Source organism: Variovorax sp. P1_H12_2 (assembly GCF_056405335.1).
On the sequence record NZ_JBFUCI010000096.1, the window covers coordinates 1 to 17,517 of the forward strand.

Annotated in this window: 15 protein-coding genes and 1 tRNA gene; 7 read left to right on the top strand and 9 right to left on the bottom strand. The window is 68.9% G+C overall.

Going from position 1 to position 17,517, the window contains the following annotated elements; translation table 11 throughout:
- From AC1D2K_RS12265 to AC1D2K_RS12275, 3 genes are all read right to left on the bottom strand, one after another.
- On the bottom strand, positions 1 to 2,235 hold a 2,235-nt coding region (locus tag AC1D2K_RS12265), incomplete at its 3' end, for a PAS domain S-box protein (RefSeq protein WP_478089109.1).
- On the bottom strand, positions 2,232 to 3,215 hold the full coding sequence (locus AC1D2K_RS12270; protein ID WP_478089110.1) for a response regulator: 984 nt from the start codon (positions 3,213 to 3,215) through the stop codon (positions 2,232 to 2,234). The genes AC1D2K_RS12265 and AC1D2K_RS12270, both read right to left, overlap by 4 nt.
- Positions 3,216 to 3,286: 71 nt before the next feature.
- Positions 3,287 to 3,360 (bottom strand) — tRNA-Gly (locus tag AC1D2K_RS12275).
- Between the two features lie 594 nt (positions 3,361 to 3,954).
- On the opposite strand from AC1D2K_RS12275, the gene AC1D2K_RS12280 reads away from it, so the two are divergent.
- From AC1D2K_RS12280 to AC1D2K_RS12290, 3 genes are all read left to right on the top strand, one after another.
- Positions 3,955 to 5,058 carry a glycosyltransferase gene (locus AC1D2K_RS12280; protein WP_478089111.1) on the top strand — a complete coding sequence of 368 codons (1,104 nt, stop codon included), beginning with the start codon at positions 3,955 to 3,957 and terminating at the stop codon, positions 5,056 to 5,058.
- 329 nt (positions 5,059 to 5,387) lie between these two features.
- Entirely contained in the window at positions 5,388 to 5,789 is a 402-nt protein-coding gene (locus AC1D2K_RS12285) for a GreA/GreB family elongation factor (protein WP_478089112.1), read from the top strand.
- On the top strand, positions 5,770 to 6,345 hold the full coding sequence (locus tag AC1D2K_RS12290) for a hypothetical protein (protein WP_478089113.1): 576 nt from the start codon (positions 5,770 to 5,772) through the stop codon (positions 6,343 to 6,345). The genes AC1D2K_RS12285 and AC1D2K_RS12290 overlap by 20 nt, the downstream gene beginning before the upstream one ends.
- A gap of 41 nt (positions 6,346 to 6,386) precedes the next feature.
- Here the strand turns inward: AC1D2K_RS12290 and AC1D2K_RS12295 are convergent, their stop codons facing one another.
- Together AC1D2K_RS12295 and AC1D2K_RS12300 are read right to left on the bottom strand one after the other, a co-directional pair.
- Positions 6,387 to 7,301, bottom strand: a complete 915-nt coding sequence (locus tag AC1D2K_RS12295) for a hypothetical protein (protein WP_478089114.1) — start codon at positions 7,299 to 7,301, stop codon at positions 6,387 to 6,389.
- A 131-nt stretch (positions 7,302 to 7,432) separates the two neighbouring features.
- Complete coding sequence (locus AC1D2K_RS12300) at positions 7,433 to 7,621, bottom strand: hypothetical protein (protein ID WP_478089115.1); 189 nt, start codon at positions 7,619 to 7,621, stop codon at positions 7,433 to 7,435.
- Between the two features lie 194 nt (positions 7,622 to 7,815).
- Here AC1D2K_RS12300 and AC1D2K_RS12305 point away from each other — a divergent pair, with 194 nt between their 5' ends.
- The 3 genes from AC1D2K_RS12305 to AC1D2K_RS12315 are packed head-to-tail and all read left to right on the top strand — an operon-like array spanning position 7,816 to position 10,095.
- On the top strand, positions 7,816 to 8,700 hold the full coding sequence (locus tag AC1D2K_RS12305) for a S1C family serine protease (RefSeq protein ID WP_478089116.1): 885 nt from the start codon (positions 7,816 to 7,818) through the stop codon (positions 8,698 to 8,700).
- A complete protein-coding gene (locus tag AC1D2K_RS12310) occupies positions 8,697 to 9,074 on the top strand; it encodes a response regulator transcription factor (protein WP_478089117.1) in 378 nt (125 codons plus the stop codon). Before AC1D2K_RS12305 ends, AC1D2K_RS12310 begins: the two co-directional genes overlap by 4 nt.
- 7 nt (positions 9,075 to 9,081) lie before the next feature.
- A complete protein-coding gene (locus AC1D2K_RS12315; RefSeq protein ID WP_478089118.1) occupies positions 9,082 to 10,095 on the top strand; it encodes a S1C family serine protease in 1,014 nt (337 codons plus the stop codon).
- Here AC1D2K_RS12315 and AC1D2K_RS12320 read toward each other — a convergent pair.
- Genes AC1D2K_RS12320 through imuA form a run of 3 tightly spaced genes read right to left on the bottom strand, consistent with a single transcriptional unit; the run spans position 10,092 to position 15,628 of the window.
- Entirely contained in the window at positions 10,092 to 13,457 is a 3,366-nt protein-coding gene (locus AC1D2K_RS12320; protein WP_478089119.1) for an error-prone DNA polymerase, read from the bottom strand. The genes AC1D2K_RS12315 and AC1D2K_RS12320 overlap by 4 nt on opposite strands.
- Positions 13,450 to 14,862 carry a Y-family DNA polymerase gene (locus AC1D2K_RS12325; protein WP_478089120.1) on the bottom strand — a complete coding sequence of 471 codons (1,413 nt, stop codon included), beginning with the start codon at positions 14,860 to 14,862 and terminating at the stop codon, positions 13,450 to 13,452. The genes AC1D2K_RS12320 and AC1D2K_RS12325 overlap by 8 nt, the downstream gene beginning before the upstream one ends.
- Positions 14,831 to 15,628 carry a translesion DNA synthesis-associated protein ImuA gene (gene imuA / locus AC1D2K_RS12330; RefSeq protein WP_478089121.1) on the bottom strand — a complete coding sequence of 266 codons (798 nt, stop codon included), beginning with the start codon at positions 15,626 to 15,628 and terminating at the stop codon, positions 14,831 to 14,833. Before imuA ends, AC1D2K_RS12325 begins: the two co-directional genes overlap by 32 nt.
- 67 nt (positions 15,629 to 15,695) lie before the next feature.
- Here imuA and AC1D2K_RS12335 point away from each other — a divergent pair, with 67 nt between their 5' ends.
- On the top strand, positions 15,696 to 16,670 hold the full coding sequence (locus AC1D2K_RS12335) for an IS1595 family transposase (RefSeq protein ID WP_478089122.1): 975 nt from the start codon (positions 15,696 to 15,698) through the stop codon (positions 16,668 to 16,670).
- Between the two features lie 4 nt (positions 16,671 to 16,674).
- Here AC1D2K_RS12335 and AC1D2K_RS12340 read toward each other — a convergent pair whose 3' ends face one another.
- Entirely contained in the window at positions 16,675 to 17,364 is a 690-nt protein-coding gene (locus AC1D2K_RS12340) for an alpha/beta hydrolase family protein (protein WP_478089123.1), read from the bottom strand.
- Positions 17,365 to 17,517 lie beyond the last annotated feature (153 nt).

Sequence of the window (17,517 nt, forward strand, 5' to 3'; positions counted from 1 at the left end):
GATGTAGCCCTGCACGACGCCCTGCTCGTCGCGATCGGGAATGTAGTGCAGCCAGTAGTGCGCCGTCGATCCGTCGGCCAGCACGCGGGTGCGCATCACACGCTGGCCCTTGCCGGCGAGGGCCGCGCGGATGTAGGGCTCGTTGATGCGGAACTGCTCGGGGCCCAGCAGTTCCCGCTGCGTGGTGCCGATCATCTGTTCGGGCGCAAGCCCCCGCCAGCGCCGGTAGGCACTGTTGGCGAAGGTGCAGCGCATGTCGAGCGTCCAGTAGGCGACGATCCCCGGGATGTTGTCGGTGACGATGCGCATGAAGCGCTCGTTGCTGCGCAGCTTTTCTTCGGCCAGTTTGCGCTCCGACAGGTCGGAGCCGATCGCGATGAAGCCGATCACCGCGTTCCCGGCGTCGCGCAGCGGGCTCACGCTCAGGTGCACCGCGACGCGGCTGCCGTCCTTGCGCACGTAGGTCCACTCGCCGGGATGCCCGCGGGCAGCGTCCGGCGCGCGGGCGAAGACCTCGCCGACCTCGAGCGGGCGGCCCAGCTCGGCGCCGAGCGCCTCGGCGCGGGCATGGACTTCGGCCGCGTCGTGAAAACGGATCATCTCCGCCCGGTCCACGACCTCGGCCGCCGCGTAGCCCAGCAAGGCCTCGGCGGCGGGATTGAACAGCCTGACCACGCCGTCGACATCGGTCGCGATGATGGCGCTCGCCGCATGGGCCAGGATCGCCCGCTCGCGCGTCGACAGGGCCACCAGTTGCGCCGTGCGCTCGCTCACCTGCTGCTCGAGCGTGGCGTTCAGTTCGAGGATGTGCGCCTTGGTCGCCTTCTCGTGCGTGATGTCGCGCACGGTCTGCGCCACGCCCACCACCCGGCCGTCGGCCGACCGGATCGGGGCGGCCGCCACCGAAACTGCCACCGGCGAGCCGTCGCGGTGCCGCCGGAAGGTTTCGAAGGCGGCGACCGATCGGCCTTCGGCGACGTGCCGCAGCAGCGACTCTTCCTCTTCCCGGTACTCCGGCGGCATCAGCAGGGCCTGGGTGGGGTGCGCAAGCGCCTGGTCGGCGGAGTAGCCGAAGATCTTGCCCGCCGCGTCATTCCATTCGGTGATCTTGCCGTCCAGCGCGCAGCCGATGATGGCGTCGTTGGAACTGGCCACGATCGCGGCCAGCCGCGAGCGTTGCTCGCTCTCGCGCCGCTTGCGGCGCTGGGTCATCTGCTCGATGAAGGACAGCAGCGCCAAGAGCGTCGCCAGCGTCGCGCCGATCAGGAACACCGCCCAGGGACTGCGAAGGTTGAGCTGCTTCAGGAACAGCGGCTTGGCGACGATCTCCACCTGCCAGGTGCGCCCGTAGAGCGCCAGCGGCAGCACGTTGCGCAGCCCACCGGCGCCGGCGGCCGGGACCTGCGGCGACACGAAGAAACGATCGGGCCTGCCGTCGTCCCCCGCATCGGCCAGCGCCATGGCGAACTGGCCGTCCTGGAAGTCGAACCCCTTCAGCACCTCGTCGAGGACCAGCGGCGTGTAGATCCAGCCGATCGTCTCGGCGCGCGTCCCGCGCGTGGGCGCCGACCGGCGGTGGCGCTGCTTCAGCGCCGCGAGTTGCGATTCGACCTGGTAGACCGGCAGCAGCAGCAGCACGGACTTTGGCGCATCGCCGCGCCGCAGCAGCGTGATCGGCGCCGACATCACGATCTCGCCGGTCGTCATGGCGCGCTCGGCCGCGGCGCGCCGGCGCGGGTCGGAGGCCATGTCGAGTCCGATCGCGGGAATGCTGGAATCGGAGGGCTCGAAGTACTGGATGACGTAACGCTCGCCGTCATTGGGCCCGAGCTGGTGGACCCGGAAATCGGGCTTGCCGTCGAGCCGGGCGGCGGCGACGAATGCGGCCTCCTGGTCGACCGGCACGCGGCGAATGAAGCCGAAGCCGTTCGAGCCGGGGAACTCGCGCTCGATGTCCTGCGACGCGCTGTATTGCGCGAAGCGCAGCCGCGTGATGCCGGCATCCCCGCCGGCGGCGATCACCGCACCGCGCGCACCGCGCAGTCCGGATTCGAACGCGTGCATGCGCGCGGCCACCTGATCGACGGCCCGCCGCGACAAGGCGTCGAAGCGCGAGCGTGCCAGCGACTCGTTGTAGCCGACTTGCAGGAATGCGGCGCCGGCGGCCGCGCCGAGGCCGAGGGCCAGCCACACCAGCGAACGCGCGGACGCCCGCAGCGACGTGGAAATGCTCAATCGGCCTCGCCGACCGCGTCCGTCCCCGCCTGGGCAAACGCGGGGATCGCCAGGCCCGCCTGGGCCCGACCGGCCTGCAGCGCCTGGGCCAGGCCCGCTTCGGCGGCACGTTCGAGCGCCGCGCGCCGATCGTCCGCGGCCGGTGCGTCGGGCTCGCCAGGCACGGCRGCATCGAGGCAGGCGACGCCGGCGCTGCAGGTCACATGGCGCGAAACGGCGGATCCCTGGTGAGCGATGTCCAGCGCCTCCACGGCCCGCAGCGCCCGATTGGCGACATGGAGCGCATCGTCGGCCGCCGTGTCCGCGAGGATCAGCGCGAAGCGGTCGCGCCCGAGGCGCGCCGCGAAATCGCCGGGCCGGCGGATGCTGCGCCGCAGGGCGTCGGCGACCGCGGCGAGACAGGCCTCCGCAGCCTTGCGGTCGTAGAGCGCTTCATAGGAACCGAAGAAATCCAGCTCGAGCAGCACCAGCGCGACGGGCCCGGCGGCCTCGGCCGCGCGCAGGATCTCGCGCTGCAGTTGCTCCGCATGCGCGCTGTCGTTGCCGAGCCCGGTTGCCGCATCGATCCTGGAGAGCCGGCGCAGATCGTCGGCCAGGCGCTTGAGCTTCAGCTGGGTGCCGACGCGCGCCAGCACCTGCGGCGCGTCGAAAGGCTTGCGGATGAAATCGACCGCGCCCATCTCGAGCACCGCCACCTCGAGCGCGGACTCCTGGTGACTGCTCACGAAGATGACCGGCACATCGGCCAGCGCAACGTCGGCCTTGAGGGCCTCGCAAACCTGCAGGCCGCTCATGTCGCCCATCTGCGCATCGAGCAGGATCAGGTCGGGCGTCGCCTCTTTGCAAAGCCGCAGCGCATCGACACCGCTGGTCGCGAAGCGGATGGTCGGGTAGTTCGAAAGCATCCGGCTCAACAGCTGGATGATGGTGGGGTCGTCGTCGACGAGAAGAAGGCTCCCCTCGACCGCTGATTTTTTCATCGCGGCATTCTGCCGGAAGCCAAGCCGTCGGCACGGCGATGCGGCGGATACGGGACGGGCTTGGGTGCGGATGGAGCGGGTGAAGGGAATCGAACCCTCGTATGAAKCTTGGGAAGCTGCCGTTCTGCCATTGAACTACACCCGCATCTGGCAACCCGTTGATGTACAACGAGTTTTTTGGCGGTTCTGGCGCAGGATTCTTGGAAACCACGCCGGCCCCACCCATCGAGCGCATTCGCGTGCTCCCGACGACAGCCCGCAGTATAGGTCCATGTTCATCGACGTCCGCGCCGCCAGCCCCCTGAACTGGCGGCCGTCGATCCATGAAGGGACGCCTGCGCCTTCGTCRCGGACGCGATCCGCTGTTGGACGCGCGCGGCACATGGGTCGCACGTGCCCGACTGCACGACCTCTCCGGTGGCCGCAACCGAGAGGCGTGCGCTGGATAAAGACAACTTTCTCTTTACTTGCCGCATCACCAAGATACAGAATGAAAAGGCAACAAGTAGCCAACCGAGGAGAGTCAGGCGTGCGCCCTGATTCAATGAAGCGCGAGGCCTCACCGGGTCTTCTTGCACCGCGGCCGCCAGGGACCGTCGTCACGGCGCTTCTCGATGCAGCAAGCTGCCTCGTCCCAGTGATGGACGGCCCCGACGGTGCAAGAATCCTGCACCTCGCACAAGGTATGAAAAGTCGCCCGAATCGGCACATACATACGGAAATGGATCGGAATTAGCGCATGGAAATTCTTGTCGTTGTCGGCACCCTGTCCGGCCGAGGGGGCATCGAAACCTGCGTGCGAACGCTGGCCGAGGAAGCCCGGGCCAATGGGGATCACGTCCGGGTTCTTGCCCTGTGCGCCAGCACGGTCGACGGCAGTTGGCACCAGGATCTGGCCTACAGCGAAATCGAGAACGGGTCGACCTCGCTCAAGCGACAGATGTTCCGGGGCCTGCCCGCGGTGATCCGCGCCTGCCGACAGCATCCGCCCGACGCGGTGGTCGTGATCTATGGCTCGACCATTGCGCTGGTCAGAGTGGCGCTCGCGCTGGCCGGTCTGAAGCGGCCCGTCATGGCCTGGGTGCATTTCTCGAACGTGCTCAAGCAGCAGACGCGCCTGTTTCGGCACGCGCACGGCCATATCTGCATCAGCCGCCAGATCGCGGAGTCGATCTCTGCGCTCGACGGCGTCCGGCCCGACAGCGTCCATCTGGTCAACAACGGCACGCGGATGGAATCGGTCGCAGGGGTCGCGCGCTCGAAGCGAGGTCCGCTGCGGATCACCCACATCGGCCGTCTCATGGTGGGCGAACAGAAGCGCACCGACGACCTGCTGCGCGCGCTCGCCGAGGTTCGGGGAGACTGGCGGCTGCAACTGGTCGGGGCCGGCTTCCACGACAGCGACGGCCCCCAGTTGAAAGCGCTCGCGGTCGAACTGGGCATCGCCGAACGCATCGAATGGTCGGGCTGGCAACCGGATCCCTGGGCTGCGCTCGACGAGGCCGATCTCCTCGTCCTGTGCTCCGCCTTCGAAGGCTTTCCGATGGTGCTGATCGAAGCGATGGCGCGCGGCATCCCCTGCATCAGCAGCGACTGTTCGTCCGGCCCCTCGGACATCATCCGGACGGGACACAACGGCTGGCTCTACCCGGTGGGCAACAACGCCGCGCTGACCGCCCGCATCCAGGCTTTGGTCGACGATCGCTCGCTGCTGCCGCCCGCCGACGCCGTTCGCGCCTCGGTGGAGGCATTCAGCAACCCGAAGGTTTTCCAGCGGATCCGGAAGGCCATCGAACACACGATCGAGCACCAGCGCGGCGCCACGCTGAGTGCCGGTTCGTGAACGACTGCGCGCATCCACGCGACCACCGCTGCGAGTTCCCGCGCCCCAACCGCCCGTCGCCGCCTACAATCCTCCCCATGGTCTTCCCGGTCCCCCATCCCGCCGACTGCCGCGCCGCAGCGCCTTCCGCTTTTGCGGCAGGCCTTCGCACGCCCGCATTCGGCAACGGGGCGACGCTGCTGGAACCGCGCGAGCCGGCCGCAGACTCCTCAGCCCGGCGATCCCCTCTTTCTCCCTTCTAGCGCAAACCATCGATCGCCGGGCCTCTGCCCCGCGCTGTCGCGGCCGCCCCACTCATCGGGGCCRGTCRCATTCGACTGGAGTGCTTCATGCCTGCAAAAATTCACGGTGAGCGCATGCTCACCGAACTCGATCACGTGCGCCTGGCCAAACTGATCGACGGGAAGTCCCTTCCCGAACTCGAGGACCTGCTGGACGCGACCGACGTGGTGCGCTCGTGCGACGTCGCGCCAGACGTCATCACGATGTATTCGCAGTTCTCGATCGTCGACGCCCATTCGGGGCAGCGCCAGGAGCTGACGCTCTGCTATCCGCGCGACGCCGCACCCGCCGCCGGCTTCGTCTCGGTACTGTCGCCGGTCGGCACCGGCCTGATCGGCCTGCGAGCCGGCGCCACCGCGAAATGGCAGATGCCCGGCGGTGACGAAGGCGGCGCCCGGGTGGCCGAGATCCTCTTCCAGCCAGAGGCTCATGGCGACTACACGACCTGACTGGGCGGATCCTCCGGCAGCGAGCGCGCCGCGCGCCCTCGATGAAGACGAACTGGCGCGCTACCCCCTGCGCCAGTCGCTGGCCGCGGCCCCCGAGACACTGGCGGCGCTGAGGCGAAGCGGCCTGCTCGAATGGCTCGCCAAGCCGGAGTGCTGCCTGCTGGTGGACGACGAGGACCGCATCACGATCTGCGCCGCGCACGAAGACGCGCTGGACCAGACGGTGGCGTTCATCGTGCAGGCGCACGGCGCGTCGGTGAAGCTCGACGCGCCCCAGGTGCACGGCGTGCCCGACCGCCAAGGCGGCAGGCCACTGCAGCCCCTCATGTTCGTGCGCGCCCAGGTGCCGCGGGCGCAGGCGGTGCGCGCGCTGGAAGAACTGGTGCGCCGGCACGCGAACATCCTGGAAAACGACCTGCAAACCGACTGCGTGGTGCTGCGCGCGGAAGTGCGCCTGGCCGACTTGCTGGGCTACCCGGCGTTCCTGCGCGAACTCACGAGCGGCACCGCGGCGCTGTGGATCTGGCTGCTGCGCTACGCGCCCGAGCGCGCCTGAGCCCGGGCCGGCCGAGCGCTCGGCGCCGGGCGGATGGCGGCTCACTCATCGAAGCCGGTCAGCAGGTCCTGCAGGTCGTCGTCGAAGCCCGTCACGGGTTGCGCCTTGGCCAGCGCCATCCAGACCGGGAACGGCATCCGCGGCAAGGCACGGTGCACGGCCGAACGCGCCACCACCAGCCGCCCCTGCTGCGCGACCAGCACGCCGCACTCCGAGGGGATCTCGTCCGGCTCGCCGATCGGGCGCCCCTTGGCGTCGCAGCCCAGCACGTACCAGCACTCGCCGCCGAGGTCGAGATAGGCGGCCCGCTTGTCGGGCTTGCGCAGATCGCTCAACAGGTCGGCGCGGTTGACCTTGACCTCGTGCACGATCGGCTGCGCGTAGGCCTCGACGCTGGTGTTGCGAATCGAGAAGACATCGGGCCGGGCCACGCACCAGCGCGGCTTGTCGCCCTCGGCCGCACCGGGCAGCCGGGCCCGCAGGCTCAGGCCGCGCCAGGCCAGGCGACCGGCGCGCGTCATCTCGCGCGCGACCTGTTCGACCAGCGCTTCGTGCCGCGACATCGCGGCCCGGTTGACGACCAGCGTGCGCGCGAGCTGCGCGATGCCCGCATCGGTCAGGCGCAGGGTCTCATGGCCCTGCGCCGACCGCACGCGCGCGAGCAGCCCCGCGGCCAGCAGGTCGACCTCGATGGCGTCGCCGCACGGCCAGCCCGCCGAGCGATGGATCTCCCGCAGCCGCCGCGCATGCAGCCGGCCGGGCGCCAAGGCGCCGGGCGGCGGATCGGCGACCGGCGCCGGTGCGCCGGGTTCGACCCGCGGCGGATCCGTGGGCGGGGGGTCCACCGCGGGCGCCGGTGGTGGTGTCGGAGGTGGCGGTGTCGGCAGATCGGGCGCGGGCGGCGGCGGTCCGATGGGCGCGCCGGCACCGGCGCCCTGCAAGGCGAAGGAGGTCATCGCGCTAGGTTAGCGAAAAGCCGGCACAGGACGAAGCCCGCGCTGCGTCCAGGCGTTTTGTCTCACTGCGCTGCGCCGCACGCCCCTCCCCGCACCGCCCCATGACCTCCTCCCCTCGCTGGGCACGCACCCTAGAACAACCCCAGGCCGGCCGCCATCATCAGCGCGATACCGGCCGAGACGCTCGCCCAATGAGCGGCATTGGCGAACAGGTCCCAGCCGCAATACCTGTCCTCGGCGCCGCGCGCGAAGAACTCGGCGATCGGATCGACGCCCTCGCCGTCGCCTTCGAAGCTCGTACCTTGAAAGTCCGGGATCATGACTGCCACCTCGTGCATGAATGCTAGGGCGATGCCGCTCTTGCTTCGATGAAAACGAGGTGTTGCATTGATGCGGTGAAAACATCAATGAATGGAAGCGCCTCGAAACGCATCCGTGCGGGACAGCCCTGCCCATCCGGGCAGTAGCGCCGGCCCTTGTGGCTTCCCACAATGAAGCCATCTAAGGAGTCCCCATGGCCGACACGATCTCGTCATCTCTCGAACACCTGTCCACGGCAATGGCCGAGGCGGTGGCCGCTGCATCCGCCAGCGTGGTTGCCGTGCACGCCGGGCGTTCGCGCTCGAGCGGGTTTGCCTGGCGCGACGGGCTGATCGCCACCTGCGAGGAGTCGCTGCCTGACGACGCCGCCGACGTGACGGTGGTCCTGCCGGGCGGCGCCAGCGCGCGGGCCACGCTGGTCGGGCGGGATGCCGGCACCGACATCGCCCTGCTGCGCATGGACGGCACCGCGCCCCCGCCGATCGCCTTCGACGCGGCCCCGGTGCGCGCCGGGTCCATCGCGCTGGCGGTCGGATCCTTCGCCGGAACACCGGTCGCGGCGGCGGGGGTGGTCTCGCTGTCGGCCCCCGCGTGGCGCAGCCTGCGCGGCGGCGAGATCGACGCGCGGATCGAACTCGGGCTGACGATCCGGCGCATCGCCGAAGGCGGCCTGGCGCTGGATGCGCGGGGCCGGGCCATCGGCATGAGCGTCTTCGGTCCGCGGCGGCGCGTGCTCGTGATCCCGGGCGCGACGATCGATCGCGTGGCCGCGCAACTGGCCGCCCACGGCCGGGTGCCGCGAGGCTACTTGGGCCTGGGCCTCCAGCCGGTGAAAGTCGAGCCCGAGGGCATCGGCGCGATGGTCATGGGCCTCGACCGCGACGGACCGGCCGCGACGGCCGGACTGCGCCAGGGCGATGTGATCCTGGCCTGGGACGGCGAGCCGGTGCGCAGCGTGCAGATGCTGCTGCGCGCGCTGGGGCCGGCCAGCGTCGGTTCCGTCGTGACATTGTCGCTGAGGCGTGCCGGCGAACCGGTCGAGGCGCAGGTCACTGTCGGGGAAAGGCCCGCCGATTGAGCCGGACGAGCCTCACGGAGCCGATCGTGATCGCGGTCGATGTCGCCGACRCCGAGTTGTCGGAGCGGCTCGTCGCGTCGCTGGCGGACATGCCCGGGCTGCGCGTGGCACGGCGAGGCGAGCCGGCCGACGTCGTCGTGGTGCCTGCGGAGCCGATGGCCGCCGCCGACGCCGACATGGCGCTGACACGGCGGGAACTCGAAGTCCTGGCCCTGATGGCCGAAGGCGCATCGAACAAGGTCATCGCGCGGCGCTTGGGAATTTCGGTCCACACCGCCAAGTTTCACGTCGGCTCGCTGCTCGACAAGCTGGATGCCACCGGCCGCACGGATGCGGTGGCGCAGGCGGTCCGGCAGGGTGTCATCCATCTTTGAGGCCCACATGCTCGACCAGAACGCACCGACTTCCACCGACAGCAGCGACTGCGAGCCGACCCAGGAAGCGCTGATCGACGCCTATTCGCACGCGGTCGCGGCGGTGGCCGACAGCGTCGGCCCGGCCGTCGTGCGCGTGCAGGGCGGCACGGCCGGCCGGCGCGGCGGACTCGGCTCGGGCGTGGTGATCGCGGGCGACGGGCTGGTGCTGACCAACAGCCACGTCGTCGGCGGTGCGCGCCGGGTGCGCATCGGGCTGGCGGACGCCGGCGACAGCGAAGCCGAGGTGCTCGGCGACGATCCCGCCACCGATCTCGCGCTGCTGCGCGTGGCGCTTCCGCGCGGCGCCGCCACCGCGAAGCTGGGCGACTCGAAGCGGCTCAAGCGCGGCCATCTGGTCGTGGGCATCGGCAATCCGCTGGGCTTCGAATCGACCATCACGGCCGGCATCGTCTCGGCGCTGGGCCGTTCGCTGCGCTCGCAGAGCGGGCACCTGATCGACGACGTGATCCAGACCGATGCGGCGCTCAATCCGGGCAATTCCGGCGGCGCGCTCGTGGCCGCATCGGGACAGGTGGTGGGCATCAACACGGCCATGATCGCCGGCGCCCAGGGACTCGCGTTCGCGGTGTCCAGCAACACGGCGCGTTTCGTGATCGGCGAGTTCATCGCGCATGGCCGCGTGCGGCGCGCGCATCTGGGCATCGCGGCGCAGACGGTGCCGCTGTCGCGGCGCGTGGCACTGGCGATTCATTCGGGTGCCCATGCCGTGCGCATCGGCGAGGTGCAGGCCGGCGGCGCGGCGGACCTCGCGGGCCTGCGCGTAGGCGACATCCTCGTCGCGCTGGACGACGTGGCGGTGGCGGGCGCGGACGACCTGCTGCGGCTGCTGGGCGCGGACCGCATCGGGCGGCCCGTGGAGGCGTCGCTGCTGCGGGAAGGCCGGCTCATCACGCGGACGGTGACGGCGCAGGAGCGGCCGGGCCACGCGACTTCCGGACATCGCGCCCACAGGCCCTAATGGAAGTCCCGGCTCTTGTTGCTTTCCGCCAGCCGCCCGAGCAGCGGCGTGAGGTCCCTGAAGCCGGTCGCCACCAGGTGGCGCACCTCGCCGCCGCTGTCGACGTCGCGCTGCCAGGTGCCCTGCACCGCCAGCAGCTGCGCCTTGAGCAGCGGCTCGCGCCAGGCCTCGACCACGTGGTTCCAGACGATCACGTTGACGTTGCCGGTCTCGTCCTCGAGCGTGACGAAGATGGTGCCGTTGGCGGTCTGCGGCCGCTGGCGCCCCTTGACGATGCCGCAGGCCCGCACGGTCCGGCCGCTGGGCAGCGGGCGCAACTGCTCCGCGCTCATCAGGTTCATGCGGGCCAGCCGCGAGCGCAGCAGCGCGAGCGGATGGCGGCGCAGCGTGAGGCCGAGCGAGGCGTAGTCGCCGACGATCTCCTCGCCCTCGGGGGCGGCGGGCAATTGCAATGCGGGCTCGTCGATCGGCACGCCCTTGAGCAAGGCGGGCGCCCGGCGCTGCGCGGTCGCATCCCACACCTGCTGGCGGCGATGGCCCGAGAGCGACATCAATGCATCGGCCGCGGCCAGCGCGGCCATGTCCTTGCCGTCGAGTTCGGCGCGCAGCGCCAGGTCTTCGGTGCTGCTGAAAGGCGACTGGGCGCGCGCGGCGAGCAGCCGCTTGGCGCCGGCCTCGCCGAGGCTTGACACGCGGCGCAGGCCCAGGCGCACGGCGGGCGGGTTCGCGTTGCCCAGGCGTTCGGCATGGCGCGCCTCGGTGCCGGGCGGTGCYCGCGGCGCATCGGGCGCGCGCGCTTCGAGCGTGCTGTCGAGGTCGCTCGCCATGACATCGACCGGCCGCACCTCGACGCCATGGCGCCGCGCATCCTGAACGAGCTGCGAAGGGCTGTAGAAGCCCATCGGCTGGGCATCGAGCAGCGCGGCCAGGAAGCAGGCGGGCTCGTGGCGCTTGAGCCAGGCGCTGACGCAGACCAGCAGCGCAAAGCTGGCCGCATGGCTTTCGGGAAAGCCGTAGTCGCCGAAACCGAGGATCTGCTTGAAGATCGCTTCGGCAAAGGCGGCGGGATACCCCTTGCCGGTCATGCCCTTCACGAGCTTGTCGTGGAACTTCTCGAGGCCGCCCTTGCGCTTCCAGGCGGCCATGGCACGGCGCAGCTGGTCGGCCTCGTCGGCCGTGAAGTCGGCCGCGATCATGGCGATCTGCATCACCTGCTCCTGGAAGATCGGCACGCCCAGCGTGCGCTCCAGCGCAGGCCGCAGTTCCTCTTTCTCGTAGCGGATCTCAAGCCCCTGGTTCAAGCGCTCGCGCTGCTTCAGATAGGGATGCACCATGCCGCCCTGAATGGGCCCGGGGCGAACGATCGCGACCTCGATCACCAGGTCTGCGTAGGTGCGCGGCTTGAGCCGCGGCAGCATCGACATCTGAGCCCGGCTCTCGATCTGGAACACACCGACGGTGTCGGCGTCGCAGATCATGTCGAACACCTGCGAGTCGTTGTAGGGGATCTGGTGCATCTGCAGCGCGGTGCCGCGCCAGCAGTTCATGAGATCGAGGCTGCGGCGGATGGCGCTGAGCATGCCCAGCGCGAGCACGTCGACCTTGAGCATGCCCATGGCTTCGAGGTCGTCCTTTTCCCACTGGATGACGGAGCGGTCCTTCATCGACGCCTTCTCGACCGGCACCAGCCGCGTGAGCCGGGTGTGGGTGAGCACGAAGCCGCCGACGTGCTGGCTCAGGTGGCGTGGAAAACCCTTGAGGGCGCGCGTGAGATCGATCCACTGGCGCAGCTTGAGTTCGTCCTCCTGCACGCCCACGCGCTCGGACGCCGCCTGCAACTGCTCGCCCAGCACGGTCTCGTCGAACCAGTAATGGTCCTTGGCGAATTCGTCGACCAGCCGCGCATCGATGCCAAGCGCCTTGCCGACGTCGCGCAGTGCGCTGCGCGCGCGGTAGCAGATCACGACCGCGGCGATGGCGGCCCGCTCGCGGCCGTACTTCGTGTAGATGTACTGGATGACCTCCTCGCGCCGCTGGTGCTCGAAGTCGACGTCGATGTCGGGCGGCTCGTTGCGGTGGCGGCTCAGGAAGCGCTCGAACAGCAGGTTGCCCGTGTCGGGATCGATCGCGGTGATGCCGAGGCAGTAGCAGACCGCCGAATTGGCCGAGGAGCCGCGGCCCTGGCAAAGGATTTTTTCCTGCTTCGCGAAACGCACGATGTCTTCCACCGTCAGGAAGAACATCTCGTACCCGAGTTCATGAATCAGATCGAGTTCGCGCCGGACCTGCCGGCACACGCCCTCGGGAATGCCCGAGGCATACCTTTCGAGCGGGTATCGCTCGAGCGCGCCTTCCCAGGTCTTTCGTGCCAGCGTCTGCGCCGGTGTCTCGTTGCAACCCACGCTCTCGAGCGGGTACTTGTAGTTCTCGCGGATCACCTTGGGATCGAAGCGGCAGCGATCGGCCACTGCGAGGGTGTTCGCGATCATGTCGTTCGCATAGAGTCCGGCCAGCCGCACGCGCGGCCGCAAATAACGCTCGGCATTGGACTGCAATGCAAAGCCGCATTCGGCCACGGTTTTTCCCTCGCGCACCGCGGTCAGCACGTCATGCAGCGGCTTGCGCTTGCGCGAATGCATGTGGACGTCGCCGGCCGCCACGAGCGGCACGCCGGCACGCTGGCCCGCTTCGAACAGCGTGACGAACCAGAGGTCGTCGTCGAGTTCGTTGAGCATCTCCAGGGCCAGCCAGAGGCTGCCTTCGAACAGCGCCTTGGCGGCCATCAGGTCGTCGTGCAGCGCGTCGGCATCGACCGCCTCGCCGCGCTTTCGATCCGGCACGAAGAGAATCTGGCAGTGCTGCAGCGAGGCCACGTCGCTGTGCGCCCAGCTCACGCGGTACTCGCCCTTGGGCAACTCGGTGGTGCGCGCCGCAGTGATGAACTCGCAGAGGTTGCCCCAGCCTTCGAGGTCATTGGCGATGACCACCAGCCGGAAGCGCTCGAAGCGGAACTCGCTGCCGAACAGCAGCCGGAAATCCGGGTTGCGCAGGATCGTTGGCTCCTCGGGATGCTCGAGCTCATAGGCGTCGAGCTTGGCCGGGAGATCGCGCAACCCGACATAGGCGCGCACCACGCCGGCCACCGAGCACTCGTCGGTGATCGCGAGCGCCGCGTAGCCGAGCTGGTAGGCGCGCTCGACCATTTCTTCGGGCGTGGAGGCGCCGCGCTGGAAGCTGAAGTTCGTGACGCAATGCAGCTCGGCATAGTCCGGCAGGCCCGGCATCGGCGCATCGCGCCGCGGGAGCGGATGCACTTCGCCGAGCGTGAGCGAACGGATCTTCTTGTCGCTGAGTTCAGGCATAAAGGCCTTGCAGATACCAGCGCACCTCGCCCTCTGAGAAGCAGGTGCTCGGACGCTCGCGGAAGATCCACACCAGGCCGGCCTCGGGACTCTCCGCGACGTAGTAGTCCCGCACCGCGGGCCGGCCGCCATCCTGCACGCCGCCCCACCAGCCGGCCTCCACCCGCTGGGGGCCGATCAGTTTGCGCAGCGGCCCCCGGTAGCAGGGGCGCTCGCCATCCATCTCGAGGCGCAGGGGTACGGGCAGCAGCCATGCGGGGTAGAGCGCATCAGGCTGCTGCTGCGATGGCGATGGCGGCGTGGCCGTCTTCCTTTGCAAGGCCGGTTGCCACGCCTGCATGCGCTCCGCCCGGTGATCGGCCTGCGCCGCGGACACCAGCACCTGCTGCGCCCCGAGCCGGGCACTGAGCCGCTCGACCAGCTCGTGCAGCTTGTCGCCCTTGCGGTTGTCCTCGGGCAGGAAGCTCGTGCTCGCGCCGGCCCAGGGCGTGGTTTCGAGCGTGCGCAGGCGCAGCCAGCTCGCCGGCGCCGCCAGGGTCGTGAGCGCCAGCCGCTCGGCCATCAGGCGGCGCAGGTGCGCCATGTCCTGCGTCGGTTCGGCCGTGCGGACCGTGATCTGCTGGTGCGGCGGCAGGTCGACGCCATTGAAGCGCTTGAGGTCGAGCGTCCATTGCAGCTCGAGCGACACCGCGCCGCGCTGCCGCGCGCGCAGCCAGATCTGCAGCGCCGCGAGCAGGCGGTTGGCCGACCACATGAGTTCGCTGGCGCCCTCGGCCAGCGCCGGCAGCTCCAGCTTCTGCTCGAACACATCGGGCAGCGTGAGCCAGCGATGGCTTTCGGGACGCAAGCCCCACGCCTCATCGAGCGCCGCGCGCAGTTCCTTGCCGAAGCGGCGCGTGAGGCCGCCGCGCGGCAGCGCCGCCACCTCACCCCAGGTGCGGCAGCCGAGGTGCGCCAGCACGTCGAGGTGATCGCACGCGGCGCTCAGCGTGTCGAGCGGCAAGCCCCCGGGCAGCTCGGCCGGAGGCTGCCGGCCGCACGCGAACATCCGCAGCCGCGCGAGCGCCACCAGGCTGGTCGCGCCCTGGGCCTGCCGCACGCGCACCGGCGCCGCAGGATTGAGGTGCACGATCTGGCGCATCAGGCCGAGCCGCCCGCCCCACAAGCGCTCGCAAGCCGACACCTCGAGCAGCAGCGCTTCATCGACCCAGGCGACGCGCGGCGTGAACTGCAGGGCCCACCAGCCGAGCGCCTCGGCGGACGGCGGCTGCACCTCGGCCTCGGGGTCAGACCGGCGCCGGGCCGCCCCAAGGCGGTCTGCGGCCCCCTCGGGGGGCAGCGAACCATACGAAGTGGGGAGCGTGGGGGCCAGTTCAGGCTGCCATCGCAATGCGATCCAGTGCATGTCGTTGTTCCTGATGGAATTCGAGGCGCACCACCTTGGCACCTGCCGGCGCCTGCGCCGCGCTCTCCTGCTGACGACGCAGCTTGCGCCGCAACTGGCTTGCGGCGAGCAGCGCCGTCATGCGGTCGCTGCGTGCCGGCAGTTGGATCGGCGAAGCCAGCGGCGGGCCGCGGCGCTTGAGGATGTGGACGTCGATCTGCGCACGGTCGTCCTCGCAGGTGACCAGTTGCAGCCGCAGGCGTGCCGGCGAGGCCGACGCAGCCGCCGACGCGGGCCGGAACACGAACAGCAGCGACTCGTGCTGCGCCGCCGCCAATTGCAGCCGCCGCAACTCGCCCACCCGCGCCTGCGGCAGCCATGCCAGCACGGCAGCAACGTCGGCGCAGCGCAGCGCCTGTTCGCAGGCCCAGAGCCGCGCGGCCGACGCCTCGCTGCGGATCCACAACAGCGACTCGACCGGCAGGCCGCCCGCCGCCAGCGAGGGCCCGAAAGGCTCGTGGGGCGCACCGATCAGCACCACCGGGCCGGTGCCTCCCTGCACGGCTTGTGCGAGCGCAGGCAGCAGCAGCTGCCACGAATGCGCCTCGGGAGAAGACTGCAGCAGTTCGGTCATCGCCCCGACCGGCCAGCCGCCCCCGGGCAGTTGCGCATCGAGCGTGGCATGGCCGGTGCCGACGACCTGCGCGTCGGCCACGCCCAGCTCATCCCCGCGCCACATCTTGTGGCGCGCGGAAGAGGAAAAAGAGTCGAGGGAAGGAAGGCCCATGATGGATCGAATGACTGCCTTTTTATAAGGGGTATCCTCTTAGCTCCAGCAACTGCAAAAATACTGGATGGATGTACAGATATTAGCGCCGACAGCGGGTAAGGACTACCCCCAGACCTGGAATGAATTCCTCGACTGGTTTTCCACCGAGGACGACTGCCTCGCCTATCTGGAACGGCTGCGCTGGGGTGATGGGTTCGTCTGCCCGAAGTGCGGCAGCATTGGCGAGGCATACCGCGCCAGCCGCACCCGCCTGATGTGCCGTGCCTGCCAGCACCAGACGACGGTGACTGCCGGCACGATCTTCGACAAGACCCGCACGCCGCTGCGTGTATGGCTGGCTGCAGCCTGGTATCTGACCAACCAGAAGCAAGGCGTCAGCGCTTTGGGCCTACAGCGCGTGCTCGGCCTGGGCAGCTACCAAACGGCCTGGACGATGCTGCATCGGTTCCGGCGCGCGATGGTTCGCCCCGGTCGGGATCGGCTCAAGGGCGTGGTCGAGGTCGATGAGACCTATATGGCGCTGACCGACCGCGAAGATCCACCCATCAAGACTGGGCGCAAGCGCAGTACCTCGAAGTTGCTGGTCGCAGTGGCCGTCGAACTGCTGGAGCCCAAGGGGTTCGGCCGCATCCGGCTGCGGCGCATTCCCAAGGCGTCGGCGCAGTACCTGATCCCGTTCATTCAGGAGAGCATCGAGCCCGGCGCCCAGGTGCGCACCGATGGTGCGGGCGCCTACACGCCGTTGAAGGATTTGGGCTACGACCATCAGCGCACGGTAATGCTCGGCTCGGATGTGCCTGCACACGTCTCGATGGCTGGTGTCCACCGTGTGGCAGCCTTGGTCAAGCGCTGGATTCTGGGGACACACCACGGCTCGGTGCAGCCCGAACACTTGGACGCCTACCTCGATGAATTCGTCTTCCGCTTCAACCGCCAAACCTCGGGCTCACGCGGCATGCCGTTCTATCGGCTGTTGCAGCAGGCGGTAGTCACGGCCCCTGTGACCTATGCGGATGTGATCCAGTCGAACGACTCGTAAGACCCTAGCCAACCACGAACTTGCAGATCTCGCTCGAATACTCTTGGAGAAACGCGTGCTTGTTGAGCAGTGGCTCCGTTGCGTGCGGCGGGGGAATGTCCATAAACGAGAAATGGCCGGCTCCTTTTGTCACGCGGACATCCACAGTGTTCCAATCGCGCATGGCACGCGCCAGCCATTCGGTTTGCGCTGGAGGGGTAATGCTATCCACCGAACCCACCCACGCCAAAACTGGAATTCGCACCGCATCAAGCGCTGCCAGAGCCTGGAAGAATCCGGTTGGTGGCGCCAAGAGGGCTAGACGAACCAGGCGGCTGTCCGGTGCGACGCTGACGCGCCGACCCGGCCCTAACCACATTTGAGCTCCCGCCATGGCGAGGAGGGTGGCCGCACCAATCGAATGCCCCACGCCTATCGCTTTTGCGGAGGGCTCAACGAATGCGTCGAGTGCGAGGGAGAGGCGTCTTGCCCGGAGAGTTAGCTCTTCCTCTCTTGGGGTAGTCGAGGCAAGCCGCTCGAAATGTGGTGCAACGACCATGCAACCAGACTCAGCCAGTGCGTCCAGAAGCGTGGAGAGACGTTCTGGCTGACCACCCGATCCCACCGCGAAAAGAACCACCGGAGAACCTGAGGCGGCTTCGTGCACCGAGACCTCGAACGAATCATCCCCGTCTTGCAGCGTCTGCATCGGCATTAGAAATTGCTCCTTGTGGCAGTGATTTCGATGGGGAATTGTGCAATGGATTGGCCGTTGGTCCGGAGAGTAGCGCTACCCCATGAACGTCGCTGACATCTGTGCATTCATCCAGTGTTTTGCCGTTCTGGAGCTAAAAGGATACCCCTTCTT

Bases quoted from the DNA above. Each gene is read 5' to 3' on its own strand.
- AC1D2K_RS12290 (WP_478089113.1), top strand. From the start codon at position 5,770: ATGGCGACTACACGACCTGACTGGGCGGATCCTCCGGCAGCGAGCGCG.
- AC1D2K_RS12305 (WP_478089116.1), top strand. From the start codon at position 7,816: ATGGCCGACACGATCTCGTCATCTCTCGAACACCTGTCCACGGCAATG.
- AC1D2K_RS12300 (WP_478089115.1), bottom strand. From the start codon at position 7,621: ATGATCCCGGACTTTCAAGGTACGAGCTTCGAAGGCGACGGCGAGGGC.
- AC1D2K_RS12325 (WP_478089120.1), bottom strand. From the start codon at position 14,862: ATGCACTGGATCGCATTGCGATGGCAGCCTGAACTGGCCCCCACGCTC.
- AC1D2K_RS12295 (WP_478089114.1), bottom strand. From the start codon at position 7,301: ATGACCTCCTTCGCCTTGCAGGGCGCCGGTGCCGGCGCGCCCATCGGA.
- AC1D2K_RS12340 (WP_478089123.1), bottom strand. From the start codon at position 17,364: ATGCCGATGCAGACGCTGCAAGACGGGGATGATTCGTTCGAGGTCTCG.
- AC1D2K_RS12315 (WP_478089118.1), top strand. From the start codon at position 9,082: ATGCTCGACCAGAACGCACCGACTTCCACCGACAGCAGCGACTGCGAG.
- imuA (WP_478089121.1), bottom strand. From the start codon at position 15,628: ATGGGCCTTCCTTCCCTCGACTCTTTTTCCTCTTCCGCGCGCCACAAG.
- AC1D2K_RS12280 (WP_478089111.1), top strand. From the start codon at position 3,955: ATGGAAATTCTTGTCGTTGTCGGCACCCTGTCCGGCCGAGGGGGCATC.
- AC1D2K_RS12285 (WP_478089112.1), top strand. From the start codon at position 5,388: ATGCCTGCAAAAATTCACGGTGAGCGCATGCTCACCGAACTCGATCAC.
- AC1D2K_RS12335 (WP_478089122.1), top strand. From the start codon at position 15,696: ATGGATGTACAGATATTAGCGCCGACAGCGGGTAAGGACTACCCCCAG.